General features: G+C 60.0%; 13 protein-coding genes. 4 read left to right on the forward strand and 9 right to left on the reverse strand.

Going from position 1 to position 11,835, the window contains the following annotated elements:
- Window positions 1-24: 24 nt before the first annotated feature.
- The 7 genes from AZH53_RS00910 to cobT all read right to left on the reverse strand — a co-directional run bounded on the left by AZH53_RS00910 (window position 25) and on the right by cobT (window position 6,392).
- Entirely contained in the window at window positions 25-1,311 is a 1,287-nt protein-coding gene (locus AZH53_RS00910; RefSeq protein WP_319641678.1) for an orotidine 5'-phosphate decarboxylase / HUMPS family protein, read from the reverse strand.
- 123 nt (window positions 1,312-1,434) lie between these two features.
- Window positions 1,435-1,938 carry a nitroreductase family protein gene (locus tag AZH53_RS00915; RefSeq protein ID WP_319641679.1) on the reverse strand — a complete coding sequence of 168 codons (504 nt, stop codon included), beginning with the start codon at window positions 1,936-1,938 and terminating at the stop codon, window positions 1,435-1,437.
- A 56-nt stretch (window positions 1,939-1,994) separates the two neighbouring features.
- Window positions 1,995-3,200 carry a TraB/GumN family protein gene (locus tag AZH53_RS00920; protein ID WP_319641680.1) on the reverse strand — a complete coding sequence of 402 codons (1,206 nt, stop codon included), beginning with the start codon at window positions 3,198-3,200 and terminating at the stop codon, window positions 1,995-1,997.
- Window positions 3,193-3,741: a YkgJ family cysteine cluster protein gene (locus AZH53_RS00925; protein WP_319641681.1), complete on the reverse strand. Its 549-nt coding sequence runs from the start codon at window positions 3,739-3,741 to the stop codon at window positions 3,193-3,195. Before AZH53_RS00925 ends, AZH53_RS00920 begins: the two co-directional genes overlap by 8 nt.
- Window positions 3,742-3,747: 6 nt before the next feature.
- Complete coding sequence (locus AZH53_RS00930; protein WP_319641682.1) at window positions 3,748-4,308, reverse strand: GMP synthase subunit A; 561 nt, start codon at window positions 4,306-4,308, stop codon at window positions 3,748-3,750.
- 50 nt (window positions 4,309-4,358) lie between these two features.
- On the reverse strand, window positions 4,359-5,327 hold the full coding sequence (locus AZH53_RS00935) for a nicotinate-nucleotide--dimethylbenzimidazole phosphoribosyltransferase (protein ID WP_319641683.1): 969 nt from the start codon (window positions 5,325-5,327) through the stop codon (window positions 4,359-4,361).
- 54 nt (window positions 5,328-5,381) lie between these two features.
- The gene (cobT, locus tag AZH53_RS00940) at window positions 5,382-6,392 is read right to left on the reverse strand and encodes a nicotinate mononucleotide-dependent phosphoribosyltransferase CobT (RefSeq protein WP_319641684.1); all 1,011 of its coding nucleotides are present in this window, start codon (window positions 6,390-6,392) and stop codon (window positions 5,382-5,384) included.
- A gap of 155 nt (window positions 6,393-6,547) precedes the next feature.
- Here cobT and cobS point away from each other — a divergent pair, with 155 nt between their 5' ends.
- Window positions 6,548-7,270 carry an adenosylcobinamide-GDP ribazoletransferase gene (gene cobS / locus AZH53_RS00945; protein ID WP_319641685.1) on the forward strand — a complete coding sequence of 241 codons (723 nt, stop codon included), beginning with the start codon at window positions 6,548-6,550 and terminating at the stop codon, window positions 7,268-7,270.
- 49 nt (window positions 7,271-7,319) lie between these two features.
- On the opposite strand, the gene AZH53_RS00950 is transcribed toward cobS, so the two are convergent.
- Window positions 7,320-7,622 carry a hypothetical protein gene (locus tag AZH53_RS00950; RefSeq protein WP_319641686.1) on the reverse strand — a complete coding sequence of 101 codons (303 nt, stop codon included), beginning with the start codon at window positions 7,620-7,622 and terminating at the stop codon, window positions 7,320-7,322.
- Between the two features lie 184 nt (window positions 7,623-7,806).
- Here AZH53_RS00950 and tuf point away from each other — a divergent pair, with 184 nt between their 5' ends.
- From tuf to AZH53_RS00965, 3 genes are read left to right on the forward strand one after another with little or no spacing between them, the layout of a single operon-like run.
- Window positions 7,807-9,084 carry a translation elongation factor EF-1 subunit alpha gene (gene tuf / locus AZH53_RS00955; RefSeq protein ID WP_319641687.1) on the forward strand — a complete coding sequence of 426 codons (1,278 nt, stop codon included), beginning with the start codon at window positions 7,807-7,809 and terminating at the stop codon, window positions 9,082-9,084.
- A gap of 30 nt (window positions 9,085-9,114) precedes the next feature.
- Window positions 9,115-9,423, forward strand: coding sequence for a 30S ribosomal protein S10 (gene rpsJ, locus AZH53_RS00960; RefSeq protein WP_319641688.1), 309 nt, complete (start codon window positions 9,115-9,117; stop codon window positions 9,421-9,423).
- A 9-nt stretch (window positions 9,424-9,432) separates the two neighbouring features.
- Window positions 9,433-11,163 carry a flippase activity-associated protein Agl23 gene (locus AZH53_RS00965; protein ID WP_319641689.1) on the forward strand — a complete coding sequence of 577 codons (1,731 nt, stop codon included), beginning with the start codon at window positions 9,433-9,435 and terminating at the stop codon, window positions 11,161-11,163.
- A 119-nt stretch (window positions 11,164-11,282) separates the two neighbouring features.
- On the opposite strand, the gene AZH53_RS00970 is transcribed toward AZH53_RS00965, so the two are convergent.
- Window positions 11,283-11,771, reverse strand: a complete 489-nt coding sequence (locus AZH53_RS00970) for a pyridoxamine 5'-phosphate oxidase family protein (RefSeq protein WP_319641690.1) — start codon at window positions 11,769-11,771, stop codon at window positions 11,283-11,285.
- Window positions 11,772-11,835 lie beyond the last annotated feature (64 nt).

Raw genomic sequence — 11,835 nt, forward strand, 5'->3', positions numbered from 1 at the left:
GAAAAAAATGTTGATACAGAGAGGTTACCGTTTCTCCCACTTCAGGAGCTCGGTGAGGGAGGCGAGCGTATCCCCGCGGCGGATCTCCTCGCGGATACGTTTCTCGGTCTTTGCCACCTCGACGGCACGCCGGGCGACCTCGTAGGCGCGGGCCTTCGGGACGACGACGACGCCTGACTCATCGCCTACAATCCAGTCGCCGGCATGGACTTCCTGCCCGCAGCACTGTATCCGTGCCCCGATCTCGCCGAAGCCCTTCGGCTCTCCCGCATTCGGACAGGTGGCGGTCGCGTAGACCGGAAACCCCGTTTTTTTGATATCGTCCACATCGCGGGCCGCTCCGTCGATGACGACGCCTGCAAGGCCGCGGTTGATGCAGGAGAGGGTGGCAAGCTCGCCCCACGGGGCAACGTCGACGGCCGAGGAGTTGTCGATGACGATCACCTCGCCGGGCTGTGCAACGTCGATCGCCTCGACCGGTTTTGCCCAGTCGCCGCCGAAGGTCTGGACGGTCACCGCGGGCCCTGCCATCTTCACGCGGCCGCAGAGGGAGACGAGGCCTGTCATCGCCCCGGTGCGGTGCATCGCATCGGTGACGTTCGGCGCCGAAACCGAGAGGAAGAGGTGTCGTATCTCCTCGGTCGGGTCGGGCTTTTCCTTTGGCCTCACCGAGGGATGTTCGATTGCCTCGACGATTCCACGGGCGGCCCCGGTCACGTCATCGGAGCGGATGATGGTGCCGCCGACGATCACGATGTCCGCCCCGGCCGCGACCGCCTGTGCCGCGGTCACGGCATCAAGTCCGCCCGCCACCGCAAGGGGGATGGTGACGGCATCGGCGATCGCGGCAAGGAGGGAGACCGAGTCGAGGCCTATCATCTGCTGGTCGATGCCGACATGGGCGTTGATGATATCGACGCCCATTGCCTCGAGTTCCTTTGACCGCCCCACCGGGTCGGCCACGTTCAGGAGATCGGCCATCGTCCGCACCCCGTAGAGGCGAGCCGCCCGCACCGCCTCACGAATGACCGCGTCATCCGCATCGGCGAGGATGCAGACGACCGTTGCCCCGGACTTGGCCGCCATCTCGACCTCTATCGTGCCGGTATCTGCCACCTTCATGTCGGCGACGATCTCGTGGCCGGGGAACTCATCGTGCAGCCTGCGGACCGCTTCCATCCCGACGCTCTTGATGAGTGGTGTTCCCGCCTCGATCCATTCGGCCCCTCCCTCGACCGCCTCGTGGGCTATCCGGACGGCCCGGTCAAGCTCCTGCAGGTCAAGAGCCACATGCAGCACCGGCGCATTCATGTACTCTCCTTGCCGACAGACCGTATAAGGCTTGGGGAACGCCAGTTCCGCACACGGCCGAATGCAGGAGAATGCCGGGGATAATGGCCCTGGAAGTGGCGAAACGCGCTGGAAAAAAGGGGATTATTTATTGAATTCTTCCGCGAAGGTGATGTCTTCCAGCTCTTTTTTTGCGGGAATGGTCATCTCTTCCGGGTAGCCGGCGGGAATCAGGGAGACGAGGGTGTACTCCTCCGGCACCTTGAGAAGTGCGCGGACATCCTCGGCATAGGGCATATTATTGCCGGCGACCCAGCAGCTGCCGATCCCGTATGCCCAGAGGGCAAGAATCAGGTTCTCGGTCGCAGCACAGCAGTCTTCGACGAAGAACTTCTCGTCTTTCAGGCCGAAGACGGCAAAACAGGCGGCGGCGTCTTTGATGAATTTCCCGTGCGTCGCAAGGTCGGCGAGCTTTGCGAGTGTCTCCTTGTTCTGAACGACGCCGAAGACCCACGGCTGGCCGTTTCGTGCCGTCGGTGCAAACTTTGCACAGTCAAAGGCGTGGTGAATTGCCTCCTCGGGGAGCGGCATATCCTTGTACTTGCGTACACTGCGCCGTCCCTTGATGATGGTAACTCCAAGATTCATAATGGGTAGTGGCAATCATCTTAGATATAAGCTTCCAAAAGATGCCCTAAAATGGGTCAGAAGGGGAGGATGCCCGCAAAGAACGCCATAAGGTTTGCAAACCCGTCTGCAAGGATGACCCGGGGGTCGATGCCGAGGATGGGCATGATGAAGATGATATAGGCAAACGTCCCGATCATGCTCCCGATATTTGCAAGTGCCGCCACGAGCACCACCTTGAAGAGCGGGATTTTGCGCATCTCGGTGATCGATTCGGCCGCCATGACCGCAGCAAAGTCGCTGCTCTTCGGCCGGCGGATCTTCGCCTCCGTCGCAGCCGCGAACCATCCGGCGGCCATGAACGGGTTGAGGGAGGTCATCCATGCCACGGCAAATGCGGTGACGGCGGAGACGGGGTGGCCGCCCGCGATGAGGGTGCCTGCCGCCGCGAGGATGCCGTTGATCACCACCCAGTAGAGCATCGCCGATATCAGGACATCGATGCCTGCCCCCGAGAAGGCGATGAGCACCAGGAAGAAGACGAAGACGGCGGCGATGAATATGCCGAATGCCTTCCCCCAGGGAAACCGCTTCGGCTGTGCGGTCAGGCTCTCGCGGGGCGGGAGGGTGGCCGGGGCCCGGATGAACCGGTTGATGCCCTCCACGTGGCCGGCGCCGACGACCGAGAGCACCCGCTCGTGGGTTCCGGCGAGGGCGAGGATATTGTAGGCGAGGTAGGCGTCGCGTTCATCGATGAGAGCGCCTGCGCCCTTCGGGGCGAACCGGTGGAACTCCTCCATCGCCGCGGAGATCATGTCCTGTTCGGTCAGCTGGTCGATGTCGATCTCGTCCTCGGTGCCGATACCCGCAAGGGAGGAGATCATGGCCCACCCGATCTTGATCTTCTCGAGGAGGGGCATCAGCGTCCAGAACCGGGAGAAGGTGATGTTGATGTCGCGGTCGGCAAGGGCGTAGGGGATGCCTCGCTCCTCGGCGACCTCGACTGCCGCCATCATCTCCGAGCCGGGGGGAACCCCTGTCTCGTCGCCTATTTTGCGCTGGATGTAGGAGAGGAGCCACTGGGCGAGGATGAGCGAGAAGTTGCCGCTTTTGAGGACGTCCTCCACCGACGGCGGGGGGGCGTTCCCCTTGAGGGCGGCAAGGCGGCCACGGTCGAGTTCGATTGCAATGATGTCCGGTTCGAACTCATCGATCGCCCGGCGCACCTCATCGACGCTCTTCTGCGAGACATGGGCAGTCCCGACGATCCGTATGTCACCCATTGAGGAAGGTCACCCCTTCGCTGTCGATGACGCACCGGTCCCCTCTGGCGAGGTGTACATCGTTGAAGACTTCAGACGTCTTTTCAAACTCCTTCTCCTCCATGGCGGAGCGTTGCACGAGGTCTTCTGCGATGGTTGCCGCCTCCTCCCCGTTGGTCTTCCCGTCCCCGAGGCCGGGGCACTCCGAGATGCAGAGCCTTCCGTCCATGAGCATGAACGGGTAGGTCCTGCAGAGGGAGGGGCGGTGGGCATAGATGGTGCACCGGCGGTCCTCCCCGAAAAATATGCAGCCTCGTTCGGTGCGTTTCAGGCACCAGGCGAGTGAATATTTGGCCCCCGATGGGTCGTCGATGAACTCGGGGTACGGTTCTGCAACCGCGTCCCACCCGAGGCCGGTCGCCGCCATGATGGCACGGATCTCATCCGGGGAGACCATGACCTCATTGCCGTCCTCGGGGCCCCCGGCACAGCACCGCCCACAGCGGCGGCACACAAATCCGGTCCGTTTAATTTCATCCCCGAGGTGCGTCGTGGTGTCCATGCGGTATTAGTCCCTGTCCAGCGTGATGCTGTTGAAGTTGTCGTACAGACGGAACCCTTCGAACGTGTGGCTCACTTCGGGGTGCCACTGGATCCCGAATATCTGTTCATCAGGTTTTGCCATCGCCTCCACCCCGCAGATCTTCGATTGTGCAAGAAGGGTGAACCCTTCGGGCATGGTCTTTACCTCATCGGCATGCGATGCCCAGACACTGATGCGGTCGGGGTAGCCGTCGAGAATAGCGTCATGTTCGAGAATCGTGACATCAACCCCACCGAACCCGCCCGAGGTTCCCGGATTGACCGTACCTCCCCGGCGGGTGGCGATGATATGCAGGCCGAGACAGATCCCAAGGACGGGAAGGCCGAGATCCACGTATTCGGGGGCCCTGTTTGCCCGTTCGAGCGACGGCCCTCCCCCGAGGATGATGCCACGGCACCCTTCCAGCACGTCTGCCGGAGGAGTATCGTTTTTGATCATCTTTGCATCGATGTCGTTGTCCCTGAGCATGCGCAGTATCAGGTGATTGAACTGGCCGAAATTATTGACCACATATATTGGACGCATCTTCAGATCATATGGTCATTTAAAAGGTATAGTCTTTTAGAAGGTGCGGGTTATGGCTCCGTCCCCGCCCGAATGGCACCGGCGATGGCGGTGGCGGCAAATCCTTCTTCCCCGGCAAGGACGATGGCGCCGCCCGCCCCCATCCCCTCCTTCACCGAGCCGATGCACTGCCGCCGCGTCCCCGGATCGATGGGAGGTTCGGCATAGTATACCGTCGTCCCAAGGGCCGCGGCGATGGTGGGAAAGGAGGTGTCCGGATCGTCCCTGAGCCAGCCGGTCGTCGCAATCGCCGGCAGCGCATCCGCCCCTCCCGACTTCATCAGCGCCGCCACGGCGCACATCTGCACCCCCCCCGCAAGGACGACCCGCCCGGAAAACCCTGCGGCAAGCCCGACCGCGGCTGCCATCATCGGATCGCCGGTCTCACGGATGACGGCAAGCGGTGCTGCAGGGGTGTCCGCGCCGAGACGGCTCTGCACCTCCATCCATATTTTCTCCTTGAGGAGGGCGGGGCTTGTGGGGAAGGCCGAGCCGGTCCGGGCGGGATACCCGAGCGTCCGGAGGACGCAAAGGGCGGTGGTGGTGCCGCCGGGGACGCACTCGCCGATATAGAGGGTGTTCGTATACCGTGAGAGGAACCTGCCGAGGGTGCACCCACGGCGGTAGAGGGCACTTGCCTCCGGGACGGCGGAGTCCGTACGGGGGTCGCGGCCCGGGAGGGTGCCGAGGGTGACGCAGGGGAAATCGGGAATGGAGCCGAGCCCGGCATTGACAAAGAGCGGCGTCACCTCAGAGAGCCGCAGGCAGCTTCTCGTGATGGATGCCGGCGTCGGGCACCGCGGGAGCGGGCCTCCGTCGAGGATGTAGGCGGCATCCCGAAGCGGCGTCTTCCATGTGTCCTGCGGGTCGCTGCCCGCACCCGAAAGTCCGGGAATGAGCGAGAGGCCGGTATGCGCAAGGATGAGAACGAAGGCGGGAGGAGAGATGCCCAACTCCCTGCGGGCCTGCCTGAGTGTCATAGGTACCTCCCTTGTGGCAAGGAAGGAAGAAGAATGTTCTGATGCCGGGGAGCATCAGCGGTAGTCTTTCACGAAGTCCAGGATCTTCTCCCAGATGGCTTCCTTGGAGTGCCCCATCATCGCCCCGAGCCAGAGGGCGCCGCCGGCACCCGCCCCTTCCTTGACTTCCCCTGCACAGTAGCGGGCAAGCCCGTCATGGCCGATGTTGCCGAAGTCGGGGTCGACGATCCAGGTGGTCACCCCGATCTCCTCTGCCGTCCGGGAGAAGGTGGCATTCGCGTCATTCTGGACATAGGTGGTCGTAACGACGGGGGGCAGGGGAAGGTCCAGCCCCTTCATCACCGCAGCGACCGCAAGCATCTGCGTCCCGCCGGCAAGGACGATGGTTCCCGCGTACGTGGCGGCGATGCCTGCGACGACCGGCATCATGGGGTCTCCGCAGACCCGCACCACGTCGAGGGCGCCGGGGGCCTCGTCCTGCCGGGTCCTCGCGAGGGCCGCTGCGACGATCTCCTCCTTGAGGGTCGCCGGGTGGTCGATGTGGCTGGAACTGACAAACGCGTCATAGCCGAGCGAGCGGAGCACGCACAGTGCGGTCGTCGTGCCGCCGGGGACGCTCTCCCCGAGAACGAGGAGATCGGAGTACTGGCTCAGATAGGTTCCGATGCGTCGGCCCCGTTCATAGAGCGCATGGGCGTCCGGGACGGCATCCCCTGTCCGCGGGTCCTGGCCGGGGGTGCCGTAGACATCGAAGGAGGCATACGAAGGGGGCATCGCGAGGCCGGCGTTCACGACGAAGGGCTGAAGGCCGCAGAGTTCCGCCATCGCCCGTGTCAGGGTCGCCGGGGTTGCGCAGCCGGTCGGACTGACCGGGATGACCGGGGCGCTGGTGATCTTTCCGTTGACGATGATCTCGCCGTCGAGAACGGAGGTGGCAAGTGTCAGTTCCGGCGTGGGGCCCGCGGCAGAGATGCCGGGGATGGTGGAGACGATGGTATTGCCGATGACAACGCCGATCATCGGGCGGGTAAAGGTTATGTCCGGATATTCAGAGAGGTAGTCCATCAGGCAACAGGTTGCAGGGGCGGCGTATTAAAGATTACAATATTTATGCCTTAACTCAACTTTGCTTGTGTTCATGGCAAGTGGTGCTTCGTTGGCGAAGCGAAGAGGAAAAGACTAACCGCCAGACGAAGAAATCCGTGAACAGGATATTTGTTATGGCATTCTCTGCAGTACGGGCGCTTCTTCAGTTCACCACCATCCTTCCGCTGGGGAGGCATGCAGATTATGATGCCTTTGCCCGGGCATCGTGGATTCTTCCGCTTGCCGGATACATCACCGGCGCCGCAGGGGCGCTGGTCGCCCTTCTCATGCCGACTCCCGTGCTTGCGGCGGCGGGCGCCCTTGCGGCCGTCCTCGTGATGAGCGGGCTCAACCATTTTGACGGACTCCTCGACTTCGGCGACGGACTGATGGCCCATGGGGGGCGGGAGAAACGGGTGACCGCCCTGACGGACCGCCAGATCGGAGCAGGGGGCGTCGGTGCGGGGATCATCGTAACACTCCTTGCCGTTGCGGGACTCCTCTCCGTCACCGCCGTGGCATGCGCGGTGATCACCGGGGAGGTGCTTGCCAAATGGGTGCAGGCGGCACTTATCGCACACGGCCGCCCGTTCAGGGACGGCATGTTCTCCTATATCAACGCGTTTTCGCGTCCGTGGTTCTCTGCGGCAGCCCTTCTCCTCTGCCTGCCGCTCCTCCTCCTTCCCCTCTCTCCGGCAGGGTTCGGCGCGGCAGGCCTCGCGGCGGCCGGGACCTTCCTTCTCGTCATGGGGGTCGCAAATCATCTCTTCGGCGGCATCAACGGGGACATAACAGGGGCGGCGAATGAACTGACCCGTGCCCTCGTCGTCATCGCACTGGCTATTAGCGGGGTCTAGCCCTGGAAAGCAAGAATTGAAAGATGTATTTAGGGTTGTTGGGAAAGGATCAGATGGAATAGAGGTCCCTGAAGCCCTTGTTTGCATCGTCCTTGCAGGCGATGGCGGACCCGTCCCGGATGAGGGTGTTGAACATCATCTGGGCATTCAGGAGATCATCGTCGGCAGCCATGCCATATCGCATCTTTTCGGCCTTCTGCTTCTGGGGCATGGGTATCAGGCGCTTGCCGACTATGACGCCTTCGCAGTTGGCACAATATGCACATCTGCTGTAGACAGAGACCTCCCCGTCTGCACAATCGACTTTTACCATGTCATTTGGACCGGTTCTTTTGAGCGGAAGTGTCTTCATACAAAGAACTAGGTAATGCGCGAATCAGATATGATGGTGTCGATACCTGATTTTCAGGGGATTTCGCTTGAATCCCGCGCCAAAGAAATCTTTTATATAGCTAGGTTTCCTATTAATAATACTCGTTTCAAAACGACCGGGCTCTCTCCAAAGGGCCTATTATCACAATGGAGGTTATAGGATTATGGCAGCAGATAAGCCACACATGAACCTTGCTGTGGTCGGGCACATTGACCACGGAAAGTCTACTACTGTCGGTCGTCTTCTCTTTGAGACTGGTGCAGTCCCTGCACACATCATCGAGAACTACCGCAAAGAGGCAGAGTCGAAAGGAAAAGGCTCTTTTGAGTTTGCATGGGTTATGGACAACCTGAAGGAAGAGCGTGAGCGCGGTATCACCATCGACATCGCCCACAAGCGTTTCGACACCGACAAGTTCTACTTCACCATCGTCGACTGTCCGGGCCACCGCGACTTCGTCAAGAACATGATCACCGGTGCATCCCAGGCCGACGCGGCACTGCTCGTCGTTGCAGCACCCGACGGCCCCATGGAACAGACCAAGGAGCACGTCTTCCTGTCCAGGACCCTCGGTATCAACCAGCTCATCATCGGCATCAACAAGATGGATGCAGCAAAGTACTCCGAAGAGCGCTACAACGAAGTCAAAAAGCAGCTCTCCGACCTCATCAAGATGGTCGGGTACAAGCCCGATGACATTGCGTTCATCCCGATGTCCGCATTCGCAGGTGACAACATCTCGTCCCACTCGGAAAACACCCCGTGGTACAAGGGCCCGACACTCCTCGAGACCCTCGACACGCTGGTCGCACCCGAGCTTCCGGTGACCCTTCCGTTCCGTCTCCCCATTCAGGATGTCTACTCCATCTCCGGTATCGGCACCGTCCCCGTCGGACGTATCGAGACCGGTGTCATGAAGAAGGGAATGAAGGTCTCCTTCATGCCGGCAAACAAAGAGGGTGAAGTCAAGTCCATCGAGATGCACCACGAGGAAATCCCCGAGGCACGCCCCGGTGACAACGTCGGATTCAACGTCCGCGGTATCGGCAAGAACGATATCCGCCGTGGTGACGTCTGTGGTCCTGCAGATCAGCCCCCCACAGTCGCAGAGGAATTCACTGCACAGATCGTGGTTCTCCACCACCCCAGTGCACTGACCGTCGGCTACACGCCGGTCTTCCACTGCCACACCGCACAGGTGGCATGCACCTTTGTTGAACTCCAGAAGAAGCTCGACCCCCGCACCGGCCAGGTAAAGGAGGAGAACCCCACCTTCCTGAAGACCGGCGACGCTGCAATCGTCAAGCTCCGCCCGGTCCAGCCGATGGTCATCGAGAAGATCAAAGAGATTCCGCAGCTCGGTCGTTTTGCCATCCGTGATATGGGTTCAACCATTGCAGCAGGCATGTGCATTGATATCGATGCCAAACAGATGAGATAATCTCCTCTCAATATTTTTTGGTGACATATCATGCAAAAAGCCAGAATCCGCCTTTCAGGGACTGATTTCAATAAAGTAGAGATGGTATGCGATCGGATCAAAGAGATTGCAGAGCGTACCGGAGTAAATCTTGCAGGCCCGATTCCCCTTCCGACAAAGAAGATGGTCGTACCTGTCCGCAAGAGCCCCGACGGTGAGGGTACTGCGACATGGGACCGCTGGCAGATGCGGGTTCACAAAAGGCTCATTGATCTTGACGCCGATGAACGTGCACTGAGACAGCTCATGCGCATTCAGGTGCCGAAAGATATCGGCATCGAAATTGTCCTGGAGAACTGAGGGTGCGGCGTGAAAGCCGCAGATTTCTCTCCTAAATTTCGGGGCATTTTTACTTTTGAGCGTATTTTTTTCATCATCATCATCGCTGCACTTCTCGTGCGGTTTCTCTTTCTGGACCTGAAGCTCTTCCACCATGACGAAGCGATTCATGCGTGGTTTTCCTACCGCCTGCTGACCGAGGGCACCTATACCTATGATCCCGTCTATCACGGACCGTTTCTCTATTATGCCACCGCAGGGATGTTCGCCCTCTTCGGCGATTCGGATCTTATCGGACGGGTGCTTCCGGCCGTCCTCGGGACCGCGACCGTCGCCCTCGTCTATCCGGTGTACCGCCTCGGGTACCTGAGCAGAAACGGCACCCTCATTGCGGCGCTGTTCCTCGCGATATCGCCGAACATGGTCTACTTCTCACGGTTCCTGAGAAATGACATATTCGTCGTCTTCTTCACCATGCTCCTTTTGGTGGCGGTGCTGTACTACCTTGAGTGCCGGCAGCGCCGGTATGTCCTCCTTGCGGCCGCCGCCGCGGGGCTGGGGATGTGCTGCAAGGAGAATATGCCGATTATCATCGGCACGTTCGGCCTCTGGCTGATGGCGCTCGTCTTCTGGAAGAAAAAGATCTCCCTGCATACAGGGTGGTGGAAGGACGTCCTCCTCTGGGTGGGAGGAACCGTCTGTATCATGGCGGTGCTCTACTCCTCGTTCGGGACGCAGCCGGAGGTGGTGATGACGGGATGGCTGGATGCCATCGACCACTGGACGGCGATGCACAGTCAGCAGCGCCTTGGCGGACCCCCGTACTTCTACATGATGCTCTTCCTTCTCTACGAGGTGCCGATCGTCCTCTTTGCCGCCATCGGTATCGGTCAGTTTGCTCTCCCCGGACGGGGTGCGGCGAAAGAGAAGGGCGGACATTCCGCGGGTACGGATACGGGGATGGAAGAGACGGGCTCCTCGCGGGACTTCGGGGCCGTCTGCGCCCGGGCACTCGCCCAGCTCAGGGGTGAGGCGGGGGCCGCGGCCCCTCCGGCGGAGATGTCCTCCGGGGGGGTTACGGGAGAAGGGGGACCGTCGTCCCGTCTCTCCTGCACCCCGGAGCGTCGGCAGTACGAGTTCATGGCATTTGCCATCTTCTGGATGGGTATCTCGCTTCTCGCCTATGCCTACATCGGGGAAAAGGTCCCGTGGCTGATCCTGCATCAGCTTCTCCCGATGATCTTCGTTGCGGCCTACATGATGTCCTCGAAAAAGGCGGTCATTGCGGTGATCACCTCGCTCTTCCTGGTGGTGATGATGGCCCACGTCGCCTTTACGCCGGCCGACATCAACGAGCCGATCGTCCAGGTGCAGAACTCCGAAGACCTGCGGACCGTGATGGCATGGATCGACGCATCGGACAGGAAGGCGGCGATCACCGGGGAGCATTACTGGCCCATGCCATGGTACTATCGTGGCGGGGGGTCGGAGAAGATCTCCTATCTCGGTTCGGTCACCAATCCGGAGTATTTTGCAGATGGCGAGTACGGCGTGGTGATCAGCGACTATCCGGCAGGGTTTGACGAGGTGCCGGGGTATGAGCATGTGCTCCTTCACCATTCCTACTGGTTCTCCATCTATGACAACGAGGACCGCCTTGCCGAGTATTATTTCAGACGGGACGGAGAAGTCGGCAGCGTCAAATTGAATGTCTTCGTCCTGTCGGAGGGGGCATCCGGCCCCCCCGCTTCTTCATTCTGAAATTTTGAGAGCCTCTCCGGACTTCATTCCCCGGCATCGTGCTTCCATTGAAATGTCCGGGGGGTAATCGCATCGCTTTTTCCGGCCGTAATGGGATACAAAAAAAAGTGTGATGGCGATTATGTCCTGACGAGTTCGATGGCTTCTTTTCCCGTCATATGCTCAATCGTTATTTGCACCACGCAGACCCTGTTCCATGTTCTCCGTATCTCCCCGGCGCCCTCTTCCTCATAATCGCCGGAGTATTTGCGGACAAGGAGTTCGAGTGCATCTCGTTTCATTGCATCATCGGTGAGGATGCGGGCTTGTCCAAAGGCGATGGCACTTCTGAAATACGTCGTGAAGTTCTCAGGTATGATCTCGTCTTTGTCAATTACGCAGAAGGATACCTTGCTGTTTCTGCTGATGGCGTCCAGTTTGTGGCCGCTCGTAGCGCAATGGAAATAGATGCTACCTGAATCATAGGCGTAGTTCAGGGGGACCGCATAGGGATAGTCATCATCGCCGCTGACGGCAAGGACCCCGGACTGTCCACGGCAGAAGATATCCTCTGTTGCCTCTTTTGGCAGTGACTGTTGTATTCTCCGCATATCCCGAAAGGATGCCATGAGTACTGATACACGGCGATTGATGAACTGTATTTCGAAATTGAACCCCACGCATTCCATGCCG

It is taken from the genome of Methanovulcanius yangii (assembly GCF_018687785.1).
Lineage (GTDB): Archaea > Halobacteriota > Methanomicrobia > Methanomicrobiales > Methanomicrobiaceae > Methanovulcanius > Methanovulcanius yangii.